This is a genomic window from Alloiococcus sp. CFN-8, assembly GCF_049943125.1.
Taxonomy (GTDB): domain Bacteria; phylum Bacillota; class Clostridia; order Clostridiales; family Clostridiaceae; genus JAEXZL01.
In genome coordinates, this window is sequence record NZ_CP188040.1 from 168,755 (window position 1) to 184,995 (window position 16,241).

Below are 16,241 nucleotides of genomic sequence, written 5' to 3' on the forward strand. Positions count from 1 at the left end.
TAATATTAAAGGAGCCATATCTATTAACTATTTATTTGTAAACTGCTATAATATAATAAGAGAATTAAATGGTGATGATTATGAAAAATAATGTAATCTATGTTGATTTTATTTCCAAAACCAAAAAGAAATTCTTTTTTCACAACATCTTAAAATATCTAATGGATAAGCTTATGAATATATTTAAAAAAAGCAAATCCAAAGAAGCTCACCAATGGAAAAATCATAAAAAAATACTGTAGAATATCAAAGGAGCTGAATTTTTAATGAGAGTCGGTTTGGGCTACGACGTCCATAAATTAGTAGATAACAGAAAACTTATAATCGGAGGGGTAGATATTCCCTATGAAAAAGGATTGCTGGGTCATTCTGACGCCGATGTACTTTTGCATGCCATAATGGATGCCCTTCTTGGTGCTGCAGCCTTAGGAGATATAGGAAGACATTTTCCTGATACCTCAGGAGATTTTAAAGATATATCTAGTGTTTATCTATTAAAGGAAGTAAAAAAACTCATAGAGAATGAAGGCTATGAGCTTGGAAATATCGATGCTACAATAATTGCACAAAAGCCCAAAATGGCTCCTTACATCCCCAAAATGATTTCAATCATAGCGGATACCTTAGAGGTGGATAAGTCTTTGATTAACATAAAGGCTACTACTGAGGAAGGTCTGGGCTTTACTGGTAAAGGAGAAGGCATCTCTTCTCAATGCATTTGTTTATTGATAAAAAAATAGACCTCTAAAGGTCTATTTTTTTGATGGCGCTATAGTAGAAACACTGTTATAGGCTTCAAAGATAGCTACGGTATTAGCATATGAGGTTTCCGCTTTTGCAAGCTCGCTATCTTCCGGTATATTGAATAAGTTCCCTTCCTTCAGCTCATTTAAAGGAAGAATGGTGTAGGAATATTTTGAATCACCTAATTCCTCTCTATATACCCATGTAGGAACATAGCTCACCTCTCCAAGAGACAAGCTCCCATCCTCCTCTTTTATCACATCTACATTTACAATTATACCATCTTCAGGATATATGTTATCTACTCTTTCTCTTCTCTGATTGGATAAAAAGTTCCCCAGGGAATAAAATACTACGGACATTTTTCCCGATACGGAAGAAGTAAGGTATTCCATGGGTTGAATCACATGAGGATGTCCCCCTATAATAACATCAACACCTAAATCACAGAGCTTTTGAGCCATTTCCTTTTGGTTACTATTAGCTTCCCTCTGGTATTCATTGCCCCAGTGCATGAGAAACACAATAAATTCTGCACCATCAGCTTTCATTTGTGATATTCTTTCCTCTACTTCCTTATACCAGGTGTTAAGCTCAGAATAGTTGAAGGTATCTAAAAGAGTCTCTCCTTCTTTTGGTAATGGAAGTGAATTTATTGTTCTATTATTTCCCTGCTTCTGTGTTTCAAATACATAATTACTTATACCGATTTTTATTCCTTTTACATCTTTAACAACATAGCTCTTTTCCTCAGGATTGGCTTTTATTCCTGTTAAATCCAAACCTTTTTCCTTAACCACCTCTGCTGTCCTTTTAAGCCCAGAAAGTCCTTTATCTATGATGTGGTTATTTGCTGCACTAATAAGGTTAAATCCAGAGTTCTTTAAGGCGTCTAATATTTCATCAGGAGTGTTAAAGGTAGGAAAACCAGTATACCCCTTCTCCTTCCCTGCTAAGGTTGTCTCAAGATTAGCTATAGTCAGATCTCCATCCTTAATATAACCTTCTACATATTTAAAGTTATCAGTGAAATTATAACTGTCTGTCAATTCGTTATACTGGGATATTAGCTGAGTCTCATGAACCAGTATATCTCCTACAGCGGTAATCCTGATAATATTCTCTTCCTTATAAACTGGATAAACCTCTGAGAAGCTCTCTCCAGCTCCCCTGCCAGAGCCCTCAGAAAGCTTTTCATCATCCTTCTTATTACAGGAGGAGAGAATAAAAATACATGTAATTGCTGCAATAATTAAAAAATATCTTTTTCTCATTTTCCATTCTCCTCTTTTCTTAAGAATTATACCCAATTTTTAAATGATTAAACACATTAAAAACTTTATAAAAAAATAGTACCATATAATTCATTTTATATAAAGAAAGGATATGTATAATGTATTTTTATGTATAATAACCTTTTATTATTTACTTTTAAAATAAGGCTATGTTTAAGATAGGTGTTGAAAATATACACATTTAAAATAGAGAACCTATAAACATTTTCAGTTTACATATATTTCCGATTATGAAATAATATTATCAAGTGGTGTTAGTGTTAAAGTAAAACTGAAGTTAATTAATATTTGTATAGGAGACAATAGAATGAGTTGTAAAATGTGTGAACAGCAAAAAAGCATTAAGGATGACCCATATTTTATTATGGAGCTTGAAACTGGATATGTAGTTTTAGGATGGTTTCAGAGATTCAGGGGATATACTCTTTTCATTTGTAAAGAGCATGGTCCTGAATTACACAACTTAGAATCATCTTTTAAAATTAAACATCTTGAAGAAATGTCTATAGTAGCGGAGGCTGTTGCCAATATATTTAAGCCTGATAAAATGAACTATGAACTGCTTGGAAATGGATGTCCCCATATTCATTGGCATCTATATCCAAGAGTAAAAGGTGATACTCCAATAATTAGCTCGGTATATCAATTATCAAATGAGGAACTGTTTGATGAATCTACAAGACCAGATAAGGAACAGAGAAATGAATTGAAAAAAAAGATTAAAAATGAAATTGTACGTCTGCATTCAAAATAAGCATTAAACTAAATAATTGTGATACATTATTCATATAAGACGACGTAAAGGAACCTCAAATGAGGTTCCTTTAAAAATGTGGTAATATCAACAGTATTCTTAAACATAGCCTAAAATAATGATATTTTTATTAATATAACAAAAAAACTCATACAGTGAACTGTATGAGTTTTTTTGGTGCACCATCAGGGATTCGAACCCGGGACACCCTGATTAAGAGTCAGGTGCTCTACCGACTGAGCTAATGGTGCATGTATTAAGTTATGCTTCAAATCACATTTGTGACCAGCAACAAAAATAATTATAATCCCATTTTAATAAATATGCAAGGATTTTTTATAAATATTTTTTAAAAAAATCCTGATTTAGTTTTAAAAATGCAGAGTCACCAAAAAATTAATCTATATGATTATGACCTACATAAGCTTTATTAGAGAAATGTAAAACAAAAAACACACAATAACTGTGTGTTTTTTTGGTGCACCATCAGGGATTCGAACCCGGGACACCCTGATTAAGAGTCAGGTGCTCTACCAACTGAGCTAATGGTGCATATATTATGGAGCGGGTGATGGGAATCGAACCCACGTAGCTAGCTTGGAAGGCTAGAACTCTACCATTGAGTTACACCCGCATTGTTCTGTTTCATCTCCGCCACTGATCGGCGACAAAATTAATTATAATTCCATAAAGCCAGCAGTGCAACTTAATACAAGCTCATTTAAGATAATTATCTTTTTATAGCCTCTTATTATTCTTATTTTCTTTAATATACTCGTAAATATGAAGATTTTATTTTAGTTATACACTATACAGTTTTCGTAGTTTTTTCACTGTGTTACCCTTATATATACAAATCTTTGATAGGTATAAAACCATGGCTTAATTATAATTTCAGAAATAAAAAAGACCATTACCTCCTCATAATTCATAAATACACAAGAATAATGAAGTTTACCGCTTTGCGGCAAGTGAAGTAGCGGCAAAAGCCGCTGTGAAGTATTGTGCTTCGCACAATATGAAGTAAAGTGTGCCAATCATGCCTTCAGGCACTTCACTCTGCGTAGCATTGCTTCATTGCGCCAGCAGCTTCACGTGCCCGTGTGGCACACTTAATTGAAAAAAAGCCTAATTTGTCTACGAGACAAATTAGGCTTTTTTTCATGGCTGGGGTGGTAGGATTTGAACCCACGCATGCTGGAGTCAGAGTCCAGCGCCTTAACCGCTTGGCAACACCCCATCGATTACATAAATTAATATATCATGATATTATTATTTTGTAAACACCAAAATTTAATTTTATTTAAGTAGTAAAATTTAGATTATTCAATCATATATATTGCTAAATAATTCATTTGAAAATTTACACAAGTTATTCTATAATTTAATTAAGAAGTATAATTTGCAATGCAGATTTCATCATGTTAGGAGGCATTTTTATTGTATCTATGTGAAGTTTGTGGTAAAAGAGCAGATAAACACCATATAATTTATAGTTCTCAAGGAGGGCTCGACTTCCCTCTTAATTATAAGTATCTGTGCCCAAACCATCATAGGGGAAAGCTAGGTCCCCACAAAAATCCACAGGTGGATTTAGAATATAAAATTGAGCTTCAAGACAAGCTGAGCAGCTTATTATGCAAGGACTACTATTCTATGCAGGAATTAACCTCTCTACTTTCTATAAGCAAAAGCAGCCTTAAAAGATTACTGAAAGAGATGCATATATACAAGGAAGGCTATAGAAGCAAGGATATAATCTATCTTTTAATGGGGAAGAAAAGCTATGAAAAAGAAATGCTGGAGGATTTGCAATTAGAGCTTATATTAGCTAACTTTTGAGTTAAATATATCTGTTAACAATATACCGCTACCTTTTTAAAGGCAGCGGTTTTTATATTTTTATTTAATTATTTTACTCTATATTATAAGTAGTACTCCTCTAACATAAATATTAATTAATATACAACAATCCTTAGGAGGAGCATAATGAAATATAAAATTGAAGGTGCACCGCTACCAGTGGTAATCTGTACCCTCTCCCCTGGAGAAAGCATGATAACAGAAAGAGGCTCTATGAGCTGGATGACCCCAAATATGAAGATGGAAACCACCAGTAATGGAGGTGTTGGGAAAGCCATAGGTAGAATTTTTTCCGGTGAAGGACTTTTTCAAAACAAATATACTTCTGAGGGCACAGAAGGAACCATAGCCTTTGCTTCCAGTTTTCCTGGTTCTATTAAAGTCATAGAAATAACACCTGCCAATGGGCTTATTGTTCAAAAATCAGGCTTTTTAGCCTCAGAAACAGGAGTTAATCTATCAGTTTACTTCCAAAAGAAGCTAGGTGCTGGTTTCTTTGGGGGAGAAGGCTTTATAATGCAGAAGCTTTCAGGTAGAGGCATAGCCTTTATAGAAATTGACGGATATGCCATGGAATACGATTTATCTCCTGGCGAATCTATCATAGTAGATACCGGATATCTTGCTGCTATGAGCGAAACCTGTACCATGGAAATAAAATCTGTACCAGGAATAAAAAATATGTTGTTCGGCGGTGAGGGTATCTTTAACACCATAGTAAGAGGTCCTGGAAAGATAATACTTCAAACACTTCCAATCAGTGCTGTAGCTAACTCCTTGAGGTACTACCTGGCCAAATCATAGCTTATCCATATATAAAAATGAAATAACCCTCGTCTACAAATTATTTAAAATATTTGCAGCGAGGGCTATATATTCTTTTAAGCTATATTAATTAGCTTAAAGAGTTCATAATCAGTTAAAATGGAAGTTCAAAGGGCTTATATTGAACAGTAATCCATTTCTTCTCTGTAAACTCTTCAATGGAATATTGTCCACCTTCCCTACCTACTCCACTATCCTTTACTCCGCCAAAAGCAACGGTAGAGTTGTCATTAACAGTAGCACCATTTATATGAACCATACCAGCCTCCATCCTTAGGGAAAGCTCCATGGCCTTGCTGATATCGTTGGTTAACAGAGCTGAAGACAATCCGTATTTATTATCATTACATATCTTCAATGCCTCTTCCGCATCCTTAGCTTTGATAACAGAGGTTACCGGTCCAAAGCTCTCATCAAAGAATATATCCATGTCATTAGTAACATCAGCCAGGACTGTAGGCTCATAATAATTACCCTCATGCTTTCCACCAGTCATAAGTCTAGCACCTTTATCTAGTGCATTCTGTATCTGTTTATCAATGAAATCGCACTGCTTTATATCGATTAGAGGACCTATATCAGTGTCTTCCTCATAAGCACTACCTATTTTCAGCTTCTTAGCATAGGCTGTAAGCTTTTCACAGAATTCATCGTAAATAGCTTCCTCAACAATTATTCTAGAATTACACATACATATCTGCCCCTGGTGGAAGAAGGCTCCAAAACCAGCTATTTTAACTGCTTGATCCACATCAAAATCCTTCAAAAGTATCATAGGACTCTTTCCGCCCAGCTCTAAGGTATACTTTTTAAATAATGGAGCAGCCTTCTCTGCAATATCTCTTCCCACCCCTGTAGAGCCTGTAAAGGCAACCATGGCAGTACGCTTGTCCTCAATCAGCTTATTTCCCACGGTGGAGCCTGAACCAGGTACAAGGTTAAACACCCCTGCAGGCAATCCACCGGCTTCTAGAGCCTTAGCGATGATAGCCCCTGATACAGGTGTTGCACTGGCAGGCTTAAGCACAAAAGTATTTCCTGCAGCAATGGCAAAGGCTACCTTTTTAAGAGCAAGCACTATTGGGAAATTAAAAGGAGCAATCCCTGCAACAACTCCTAATGGAAGGTGATGGATAATTGACATTTCCCCAGGATTTTGATGCTGTACTTCACCAAAAACTCTTCTGCATTCTCCTGCTGCAGCCCTAAAGATGTCTATGGCAAAGCCAGCTTCAAAGAAGGCCTTTTTTCTGGCAGAGCCACTTTCTCCCATTAAAACATCAGCCACCTCTTGAATATTGTCTTCCATCCAATCAGCAGCCTTCAGTAATATTTTTTCTCTAGTAGTTGCGGGAGTATTTTTCCACATCTCGCTAGCTTCGTAAGCAGCCTGTAGAGCTTCCTCTACCTCCTGCTCACCAGCCATATGTACCTTAGCATACACAGAGTTGTCACTAGGATTATTGTCCTCTTTAATTTCTCCAGATACTGTTTCTTTCCATTGTCCATTGATATACAGCTTAACTTCTTTCATCTTTCCCCCTCCTTTTGGTTGTATTATAGCATTGACCTATAGACCAAACAACCAACTGAGTTATTTGTTAAAACAATTGTAAAAAACAGCCTGTTAACAGGCTGTTTTTACATACTATATCTGACAAACCTTGCGAGGGTTTAATATATTCTTAGGATCAAAGGATTTCTTTATCCCCTGCATTATAGAAATTACCATAGGGTCTAAAGATTCTTTTAGGTAAGGCTTTTTAGCATAGCCTATACCATGCTCACCAGATACCTGGCCGTTTAACTCTTGAGCCTTACGATAGATTTTTTCCATGGCTAGGGACATTCTTTCTTCCCATACCTCATCGGAAAGATCATCCTTTAAAATATATGCATGAAGATTTCCATCACCAGCATGTCCGAAGCTCTTTATTCTTATATCAACCTCTTTATGAAGGCTATGCATGTACTCTACCATGGTGTTTACGCAATTTCTTGGAACTACTACGTCTACCTCGTCCATATAAGTGGTAGATCCTTTAATTGCCTCTAAGAAAGCGCCTCTTGCCTTCCATATAGACTCATCTCTTTCCTCTGTATCAGAGATTAAGATATCTAAAGCACCCTGCTCCATGCATAGGTTAGCAACCTTAGCGTAGTCCCTTTCAATCTCCTCAGTAGAATTTCCATCAAACTTCAGTAGCAAATAAGCATCTGATGTATTATCTGGGAATTTCTTACCTAGATACTCTTCAGCATCCATGATAACTTCTCTCTGCATAAACTCAATTGCAGTTGGTATTGCCTTTGAACGGATGATAACAGGCACTGTTCTAATAGCAGCCTCTAAGCTAGGGAATGGAACCAAAAGACTTATAGCTTTTTTAGGAAGAGGTAATAGCTTAAGAGTAGCCTTAGTTATTATACCTAAGGTTCCCTCGGAGCCTACAATCAGATCCTTTAAGGCATAGCCTGAGCTGTTTTTAACAACCTTGCCTCCTAGATCTACAATCTCACCATTAGGAAGAACTACCTCTAAGCCTCTTACATAATCTCTAGTAACTCCATACTTAACTGCACGCATACCCCCTGCATTAGTGCTGATGTTTCCTCCAATAGTTGCAGACTTTTCACCTGGATCTGGTGGATAGAAGAAATCTCTTTCCTCAACGTAAGCTGAAAGCTCCATAAGCAGAACCCCTGGCTCTACAGTTATAGTTAAATTTTCTTCATCCAGCTCAAGAACCTTATTCATAAGGCTTGTATCTATCATTATTCCTTTTTCTATGGCAACAGATGACCCTACAAGACCTGTACCAGCTCCTCTAGGAGTTACAGGAATAACCATCTCATAAGCATATTTCATTATCTGTGATATTTCAAGAGGAGAAGTAACCTTAACTACAACCTCTGGATAGCTGCTAGTACCACCTAATTCATCATGACTGTAATCTTCACCTATGGCTTCACCATATAATACTCTTTCTTTATCATTAATAATACCTAGTATAAAATCTATATCCTTTTGTTCTATAGCTTTATAATTCATTGATTAAGCCCCCTTACTCAGCTTTATTTTTTCTATTAATTGAGGAATTATTTCATATAAATCTCCAACTATGCAGTAGTGAGCAGATTTAAATATTGCAGCATTCTCATCCTTATTAATAGCTATGATATTTTCTGAATTCTTCATTCCTGCAGCAAATTGAATTGCTCCTGATACTCCACAGGTGATTATAAGCTTTGGCCTTACGGTTCTTCCACTAAGCCCTACCTGACGCTTTGCTTCCATCCATCCAGTCTCTGCCAATGGTCTTGTACAAGCCATCTGTCCGCCTAAAGCATCAGCAAGCTCCTGAAGCATTGCTAAGTCCTCCTGCTTCTTAATACCACGACCAGCTACAACCAGTACCTCTGAAGCTTCAATAAACTGTTCTTTTTCTTTAAGAACGATATCAATAACCTCAATATTGGTAGAAAGCTTTTCCTCTTCTAGGGTACACTTTACTATATCTCCTGATGCCTTCTCCATCCTTGGTGCCGCTTCCATAACCTTGTATCTAACAGTAGCCATCTGTGGTCTATGGTTTGGAGTAAGTATATGAGCCATAATATTTCCACCAAAAGCCGGTCTTATCTGAGCCAAATCTGTGTTTTCATCTATATCCAGCACGGTACAATCTGCTGTAAGCCCGGTTTTTAGCCTTGCTGCCACTCTAGGGGCTAGCTGTCTTCCTACAGAAGTAGCTCCCATAATCATAGCCGTTGGTTTAACTTCATTTACAAATTTCTCTAAAGCATTGGTATAGGTCTCAATGTTGAATCTTGCAAGCTCCATCTGGTCATAAACAAAAACCTTGTCTACGCCATAATGTAACAGCTCCTCTGCCTGCTTTTCTATATTACTTCCAATAAATACAGCATATACTGGATGACTAATTTTTGAAGCCAATTCCTTGGCTTTTCCAATAAGCTCATAGGTCACTGGATGAATCTCTCCGTCCACATGGTCAACATAGACCATAATTCCCCTCCACTGACTTTTATCTATACTTATCTTTTCTTCTTCAAAAATTATAGCCGCGCCTTCTGGTCCCTTTTTAACACATAGCTTACACATTTTACAGGCAGAGTTAACGGTAACCTGTTCATTTTCTATCACTAGTGCATTAAAAGGACATATTTTTATAAACTCTTCCTGATTCCCAATTTTTTCTTGATTAAATATAAGCTTACCCATTTCAAGCCTCCTACAGGAATTTTAATTCCTTAATTTTATTGTATAAACTGTTTGTCAGATCCTCATTATTCCCCTTCCATACCTCTCTGTGATCATTGGCTTCCGGTGGGAATATTCTCTGTACCTGTGTTGGTGAACCATTTAAGCCGTAATTCTTTTCATCCTTATCTTCCATGTCATTTAATGACAGCATCATAATCTCTCTATCCTTTGAAGCAACCTTCTTTATATAGGAAGGAAGTCTTGGCTGGAATATATCCTTTTCTACCGCTAATAAGCATGGAAATTTTACCTTAGATATCTCTATATCCTCAGCCATATCCATTTCTACCGTAACAGCGATTTCATCTATAGCAACTATCTTTTTTACGTTAGATACACTAGGTATATTCAGCCATTCAGAAATCTCAGGACCTACTTGAGCAGTGTCTCCATCAGTGGTCTGCTTACCGCAAAGGATTAAATCAAATTCTCCCATAGACTTAATTCCTTGAGAAAGGGTATAGCTGGTAGCTAAAACATCAGCTCCTCCAAACTTTCTGTCTGATACAAGTGCACCTCTATCGGCTCCCATTGCAAAAGCTTCTTTGATGATAGCCTGAGCCTGTGGAGGTCCCATGGAAATTACACTAACAGTTCCCCCATAGCTTTCCTTTAGCTTTAGGGCAGTTTCCAAAGCATATAAATCATAGTGATTAAGCTTTGATTCCACTCCATTTCTAAGCAATACTCCTGTAACAGGATCCACCTGCACCTTATTATTTGCAGGAACCTGTTTAATACAAACTAATATATTCATATCCATTCTCCTTTCATATTAAAGAAACATTAAACCAATGAAGGTTGTTAAACCCATGATAATTACAAACAAAAGATAATATTTTATTACCGCACGGAAGATAACGCTTTCCTTGCCTACCTGATTAGTAGCAGCAATTCCTATAGCTATGTTCTGAGGAGATATTATTTTTCCAGCAGTTGCTCCTAATACATTTGAAGCCACTAGCCATGGTTCGCTTAAGCTTAGGGTTCTTGCTGTTTCTGCCTGCAAACCACCAAATAATACACTAGAGGATGTACCGCTTCCAGTAACAAAAGTGCCTAAGGAACCTATAACTGGTGCTACTAACGGATAATAGCTACCTGTTATAGCTACAAACATAGCGGCTATCTGCGCTATCATACCGCTGTAACCCATAATTTTTGCTGTAGCAATAATAGTTACAATGGTAAAGACTGTTTTCCACATCTGAATCATTGTATTTTTAAGAACCTTGAGCATTTCTTTAAAGGAAGCTCCCTGTAAGGTTCCTCCAATGAAGGCCGCAAGGAATATCATTACTCCTGGTATTGATAGCCAGCTGAAGGTATATGGACTTCCTCCTTTTCCTTGATAAATTAGAACTGAGGATTTAACTGCCCCCAATGCATTATTAATACTTGGGACAAGCTTTGAGGTGATAAGAAGCAGTACCAGTATTAGTATAAATGGACTCCAGGCTCTAACAGCCTCTCCTGAAGAATAGGTCAATTTTTTTGCATCTTTCTTTTCTTCTATTAAATACTCCTTAGGAGTGTCTTTATTAAGAAGTCGTGAAAATATAATTGTTGAAATCATGGAGAACACTGATCCGAATACCACTGGTAGCTCCGCTCCTATAAAGGTGGCCACTAGATATTCAGGTATAATGAAGGCTAGTCCGGATATTAAGGTTAATAAAAATACTCCCTTTAATGCTTTAATAGATTTTCCTGTAAGCATTACTAATATAAAAGGAGTCAGTATTACTATAGGTGCCAGCTGCAGAGCAAGAGAGCCAGCAACCCTGATAGAATCCAGTCCTGTAAGATTTGCAATAGTTATTGTAGGTATTCCTATTGAGCCAAAGGCTGTTGGTGAGCCATTTGCTATTAAACAGACCACTACAGATAAGATTGGATTGAAGCCTAAGCCCCAGAGCATACTTGCTGGTATGGCAACTGCCGTTCCAAAACCAGCCATTCCTTCTAGAAAGCCCCCAAAGCCCCAGGCGATAATTAATACCAATATACGCTTGTCCTTTGTAACGGAGGTGAGCATATCTTTTATAATTTCAATCTTACCTGTATGTATACAGAGATTATAGGTAAACACTGCAGCAATTATAACAATGGTAATTGGCCACAAAGCCATAATAGCTCCCTCTAACGCAGCGGTAGCCACATGAAAAACCGGTAGCTTCCACACAATCAATGCCAGCAGCGCCGCTATAATTAATGCTATGGGACACGCCTTAAAGGCAGGCATTTTTAGAGCTCCAAGAGCAATAATCAGCCAAATAATAGGGAGCATAGCTAACAAAAACATAAGAATTTCCATAATCCTTCCCCTTCCACCTTTTACAATCCTATTTTAATTATTATTGGTACTACCAGTTATATTAAAAAAATAAAACATTGGTATTACCAATCCTCATGTAAATGTTACCATGGTAATAAATGTAATGTCAACCATAAAATTATCAATATATTACACCATTAGTTAATTTATAAACAATTTATCAATATATGTATTATTTAATTTTCATTATAGTGTTAAATAGTTATCAATATTCAGAATATATATCCTGCTTTCTTATTCTCTAGACTTATTACCTGATAAAGACACCACCTTATTACCACCTAAAAGGGAGTCCAAGCAAAGAATTGCAACTACAAAAATCTAGTAATTAATAATAATTCTCTTAACAATATCTTGAAGAAAAGATAACAAAGTTTTCAAAAAAAATTTTTTAAATTCTATAAGAAACCCTTCTTTTATGTATCTATATATAAAAATAGACCCCTTCTCAAGAAGGAGTCTTATAAAACTAAAAATTTAATAATAAATTTATGCGTAGCAAAAAAGAGGATTTCTAAAAGAAATCCTCTTTTAATATGGAGCGGAAGACGGGATTTGAACCCGCAACTTTCACCTTGGCAAGGTGACACTCTACCGTTGAGTCACTCCCGCAGAGATATGGTTGGTGCAGGTGAAGGGAGTCGAACCCCCACGCCGTTAAGCGCTAGATCCTAAGTCTAGTGCGTCTGCCAATTCCGCCACACCTGCATTTTTGCCACATCTATTATTATACATAGTTTTATAATAAAAACAAGAGGTTTTTTTCAGGTAATTTTAACCACTAACCTAAGGTAACATCTAAAATCATCATAATAATAAATCCCAGCATAGTAGCTATAGTAGAAATATCCGTCTCCCCTTCGTGCTGCGCTTCAGGTATTAGCTCCTCAACCACAACAAAAATCATCGCTCCTGCTGCAAAGGCTAGAGCAAAGGGCAGTATTTTTTCCATATATATTACTGCTGCAGCACCAATAACACCAGCTATGGGCTCCACTATTCCAGAGGCTTGACCGTACATGAAGCTTTTTAAAGGTGTATACCCTTCTCTTCTTAAAGGAAGAGAAACCGCTGCCCCTTCAGGGAAATTCTGTATTCCTATACCTATGGCTAGAGCTACTGCACCAGCTAAGGTTGCGGAAGGGATTCCGGCCACTGCTCCACCAAAGGCTACCCCCACAGCTAACCCTTCTGGTATATTATGCAAGGTTATAGCAAGAACTAATAGGACACTTCTCTGCCAGCTAGTCTTTATTCCTTCACTTTCATTCTTATCAAAGCCTAAATGAAGGTGAGGTAAAAATTTATCTACTAATAATAAGAATAAGCCTCCAGCGAGAAAGCCTATAGATACTACTAACCAAGGTATCTGTTTGAGGCTCTCAGCCATCTCTAGGGCAGGATTAATAAGAGACCAGAAGCTTGCAGCAATCATTACTCCTGCTGCAAAACCAAGCATAGAGTTTAAAAGCTTCTTACTAACATTTTTAAAGAAAAAAACCATAGAGGAACCTAAAGCTGTTACTCCCCAGGTAAATAAAGTAGCTATAAAAGCCTGAAATACAGGACTTAAATCCTTAAACCAATCCACGGTACCCCTCCTTTTTAACTGTAGGCCATAATCTTTTTATCTAAGCTTAAATATCCATCATTAATATAGTATTCATTATCCAAGAAACAGTTAAATTATATTAAGTTAAATATTATAAATATTCTATTTTTATTTTTTATCTCTAATAATAGTTATTAAATTAATTTTTAAATTCTTTCTAGCTCTTTCATATTCTATTTTTTAGCGATTTTCTTACAACTTACAAATGAATATATAATTATAACAATATCAAATTAATAATTATTATTAATTATTAATTGACTAATTATAACTACTTTGTTAAGATAAGAATATAATTTGAGTAAAATACTCGGAATTGATTTTTAAGGAGTGAATTTGATGTCAAATTTATTAAACATTAAAAACCTACATGCAGCAGTAGAAGAAAAAGAAATATTAAAAGGGTTAGATTTAACAGTAAATAAAGGTGAAATTCATGTAATCATGGGGCCAAATGGTGGAGGAAAATCTACCTTAGCTAATGTTATTATGGGGCATCCTAAATATGAAGTTACTGAAGGAGAAATTACCTTTGAGGGTGAAGACGTATTAGAAATGGAAGCAAATGAAAGAGCTAAGGCAGGTATCTTCTTATCCTTCCAATACCCAGAAGAAGTAGAAGGTATCACCGTAGAGAACTTCCTAAGAAGCTCAAAGAGTGCCATAACTGGAGAAAATGTTGGACTTATGGGCTTTAAGAGACTTTTAAAATCGAAGATGGAGCTATTAAAAATAGATGAAAGCTACGGTTCTAGATATTTAAACGTTGGTTTCTCCGGCGGAGAGAAGAAGAAAAATGAAATACTTCAGATGGCAGTTTTAGAGCCAAAGCTTGCAATCCTGGACGAAACAGATTCCGGTCTTGATGTAGATGCTATCAGAATAGTTGCTGAAGGAGTTAAGGTATTTAAAAATAGTGAAAATGCACTGATTATAATCACCCACAGCAACAAAATCCTTGAGTATATAGAACCAGATTTTGTACATGTAATTATTGAAGGAAAAGTAGCTAAGACTGGAAGTGGAAGCCTAGCAAGAGAAATTAATGATAAGGGCTATGAAGAACTGAAAAACCAACTAATTTCTTAAGGAGTTGAACTAAATGGAAATGGAAGCAAGAGAAAAAACCTATGTTGAGGATTTAGACAGAGGTATTTATGATGTTATAAATGAAGACAAATATACCTATAAAGCCAGCAAAGGACTAACTAAAGAGATTATTATTGAAATTTCTAAGGAAAAAAATGAACCTCAATGGATGCTGGACTTTAGACTTAAATCCTTAGAAATTTATAATAAAACCCCAATGCCTACCTGGGGTCCTGATCTTTCAGATTTAAATATGGATGAAATTGTAACCTATGTTAAGCCTAGAACTGATATGAAGACCTCCTGGGATGAGGTTCCAGAAGAAATCAAGAATACCTTTGAGCTTTTAGGAATTCCTGAGGCTGAAAGAAAATCCTTAGCCGGTGTTGGGGCCCAGTATGACTCTGAGGTAGTTTATCACAGCATTAAGGAGGACTTAGTTAAGCAGGGAGTTATATACACTGACTTTGAGACAGCAGTAAAGGAATATGAGGATATAGTAAAGCAGTATTTTATGAAGCTTATCCCTCCTCATGACCACAAATTTGCAGCCCTTCATGGTGCCGTATGGTCCGGTGGTTCCTTTGTGTATGTTCCTGAGGGTGTAAATGTAGAAATCCCTCTTCAATCCTACTTTAGGCTGAACTCTCCTGGCTCAGGGCAGTTTGAGCATACGCTGATAGTTGTTGAAAAAGGTGCTAAGTGTCACTTTATAGAAGGCTGCTCTGCACCTAAGTATAGTGTAACAAACCTCCATGCTGGAGCTGTTGAGCTCTATGTTAAGGAGGATGCAACCTTAAGATACTCCACCATAGAAAACTGGTCTAAAAATATGCTTAATCTTAATACTAAGAGAAGCCAAGTGGAGAAGAATGGTACTATAGAATGGGTATCAGGATCCTTCGGTTCCAAGGTATCTATGCTATATCCTATGAGTATTTTAAAGGGTGAAGGAGCAAGATCTGAATTCACTGGCGTAACCTTCGCTGGTAAAGGGCAGATATTAGATACTGGTCATAAGGTTATCCATGCTGCTCCATATACCTCCTCTACAGCATCCACAAAGTCTATCTGCAAGGATGGCGGAGCTGCTAACTATAGAGGTGTTATTAAGATTACAAAAAATGCACATCACTCAAAATCCACCGTTGCCTGTGAATCCTTGATGCTAGACAACAAATCTAAGTCTGACACAATTCCTGTTATCACTATAAATAATGATAACGTGGACTTAGGACATGAAGCAAAAATCGGAAGAATCAGCGACGAAGCTATCTTCTATCTAATGAGCAGAGGTATGAGTGAGGAAGAAGCTAAAGCTATGATAGTTAGAGGCTTCGTAGAACCTATTTCAAAGGAGCTTCCTTTAGAATATGCCGTTGAAATGAACAATCTTATTAAGCTTGAGCTAAAGGGAACTATAGGTTAGGAGG

Annotated in this window: 13 protein-coding genes and 6 tRNA genes; 6 read left to right on the top strand and 13 right to left on the bottom strand. The window is 36.6% G+C overall.

The window, feature by feature from the left end:
* The first annotated feature begins 266 nt into the window (after nt 1-266).
* Nucleotides 267-740 (top strand): 2-C-methyl-D-erythritol 2,4-cyclodiphosphate synthase, encoded by a 474-nt coding sequence (gene ispF / locus ACPWSR_RS00830; protein WP_426349802.1) that lies wholly within the window; start codon nt 267-269, stop codon nt 738-740.
* A gap of 12 nt (nt 741-752) precedes the next feature.
* Here the strand turns inward: ispF and ACPWSR_RS00835 are convergent, their stop codons facing one another.
* Nucleotides 753-2,018 (bottom strand): CapA family protein, encoded by a 1,266-nt coding sequence (locus ACPWSR_RS00835; protein WP_426349803.1) that lies wholly within the window; start codon nt 2,016-2,018, stop codon nt 753-755.
* A gap of 328 nt (nt 2,019-2,346) precedes the next feature.
* Between ACPWSR_RS00835 and ACPWSR_RS00840 the strand changes: the two genes are divergently transcribed.
* Complete coding sequence (locus ACPWSR_RS00840) at nt 2,347-2,793, top strand: HIT family protein (protein WP_426349804.1); 447 nt, start codon at nt 2,347-2,349, stop codon at nt 2,791-2,793.
* Between the two features lie 175 nt (nt 2,794-2,968).
* On the opposite strand, the gene ACPWSR_RS00845 is transcribed toward ACPWSR_RS00840, so the two are convergent.
* The 4 genes from ACPWSR_RS00845 to ACPWSR_RS00860 all read right to left on the bottom strand — a co-directional run bounded on the left by ACPWSR_RS00845 (nt 2,969) and on the right by ACPWSR_RS00860 (nt 4,033).
* Nucleotides 2,969-3,044 (bottom strand) — tRNA-Lys (locus tag ACPWSR_RS00845).
* A 225-nt stretch (nt 3,045-3,269) separates the two neighbouring features.
* Nucleotides 3,270-3,345, bottom strand: a tRNA-Lys gene (locus tag ACPWSR_RS00850).
* 8 nt (nt 3,346-3,353) lie between these two features.
* A tRNA-Gly gene (locus ACPWSR_RS00855) sits at nt 3,354-3,427 on the bottom strand.
* Between the two features lie 530 nt (nt 3,428-3,957).
* Nucleotides 3,958-4,033, bottom strand: a tRNA-Gln gene (locus ACPWSR_RS00860).
* Nucleotides 4,034-4,233: 200 nt separating this feature from the next.
* On the opposite strand from ACPWSR_RS00860, the gene ACPWSR_RS00865 reads away from it, so the two are divergent.
* Complete coding sequence (locus ACPWSR_RS00865; protein WP_426349805.1) at nt 4,234-4,635, top strand: HNH endonuclease; 402 nt, start codon at nt 4,234-4,236, stop codon at nt 4,633-4,635.
* A 147-nt stretch (nt 4,636-4,782) separates the two neighbouring features.
* Complete coding sequence (locus ACPWSR_RS00870) at nt 4,783-5,460, top strand: TIGR00266 family protein (RefSeq protein ID WP_426349806.1); 678 nt, start codon at nt 4,783-4,785, stop codon at nt 5,458-5,460.
* 115 nt (nt 5,461-5,575) lie between these two features.
* On the opposite strand, the gene ACPWSR_RS00875 is transcribed toward ACPWSR_RS00870, so the two are convergent.
* The 8 genes from ACPWSR_RS00875 to ACPWSR_RS00910 all read right to left on the bottom strand — a co-directional run bounded on the left by ACPWSR_RS00875 (nt 5,576) and on the right by ACPWSR_RS00910 (nt 13,698).
* Nucleotides 5,576-7,015: an aldehyde dehydrogenase family protein gene (locus tag ACPWSR_RS00875; protein WP_426349807.1), complete on the bottom strand. Its 1,440-nt coding sequence runs from the start codon at nt 7,013-7,015 to the stop codon at nt 5,576-5,578.
* 114 nt (nt 7,016-7,129) lie between these two features.
* Nucleotides 7,130-8,533 (bottom strand): FAD-binding oxidoreductase, encoded by a 1,404-nt coding sequence (locus tag ACPWSR_RS00880; protein ID WP_426349808.1) that lies wholly within the window; start codon nt 8,531-8,533, stop codon nt 7,130-7,132.
* Between the two features lie 3 nt (nt 8,534-8,536).
* The gene (locus tag ACPWSR_RS00885; RefSeq protein ID WP_426349809.1) at nt 8,537-9,727 is read right to left on the bottom strand and encodes an FAD-binding protein; all 1,191 of its coding nucleotides are present in this window, start codon (nt 9,725-9,727) and stop codon (nt 8,537-8,539) included.
* Nucleotides 9,728-9,737: 10 nt separating this feature from the next.
* Nucleotides 9,738-10,526, bottom strand: coding sequence for an electron transfer flavoprotein subunit beta/FixA family protein (locus ACPWSR_RS00890; RefSeq protein WP_426349810.1), 789 nt, complete (start codon nt 10,524-10,526; stop codon nt 9,738-9,740).
* 18 nt (nt 10,527-10,544) lie between these two features.
* Nucleotides 10,545-12,086: an L-lactate permease gene (locus tag ACPWSR_RS00895; RefSeq protein ID WP_426349811.1), complete on the bottom strand. Its 1,542-nt coding sequence runs from the start codon at nt 12,084-12,086 to the stop codon at nt 10,545-10,547.
* Nucleotides 12,087-12,644: 558 nt separating this feature from the next.
* Nucleotides 12,645-12,719: transfer RNA gene (locus tag ACPWSR_RS00900), tRNA-Gly, on the bottom strand.
* Nucleotides 12,720-12,730: 11 nt separating this feature from the next.
* Nucleotides 12,731-12,815, bottom strand: a tRNA-Leu gene (locus ACPWSR_RS00905).
* A 73-nt stretch (nt 12,816-12,888) separates the two neighbouring features.
* Nucleotides 12,889-13,698: a ZIP family metal transporter gene (locus tag ACPWSR_RS00910; RefSeq protein WP_426349812.1), complete on the bottom strand. Its 810-nt coding sequence runs from the start codon at nt 13,696-13,698 to the stop codon at nt 12,889-12,891.
* Between the two features lie 360 nt (nt 13,699-14,058).
* On the opposite strand from ACPWSR_RS00910, the gene sufC reads away from it, so the two are divergent.
* Together sufC and sufB are read left to right on the top strand one after the other, a co-directional pair.
* A complete protein-coding gene (gene sufC, locus ACPWSR_RS00915) occupies nt 14,059-14,808 on the top strand; it encodes a Fe-S cluster assembly ATPase SufC (protein ID WP_426349813.1) in 750 nt (249 codons plus the stop codon).
* Nucleotides 14,809-14,827: 19 nt separating this feature from the next.
* The gene (gene sufB, locus ACPWSR_RS00920; protein ID WP_426351339.1) at nt 14,828-16,237 is read left to right on the top strand and encodes a Fe-S cluster assembly protein SufB; all 1,410 of its coding nucleotides are present in this window, start codon (nt 14,828-14,830) and stop codon (nt 16,235-16,237) included.
* Nucleotides 16,238-16,241 lie beyond the last annotated feature (4 nt).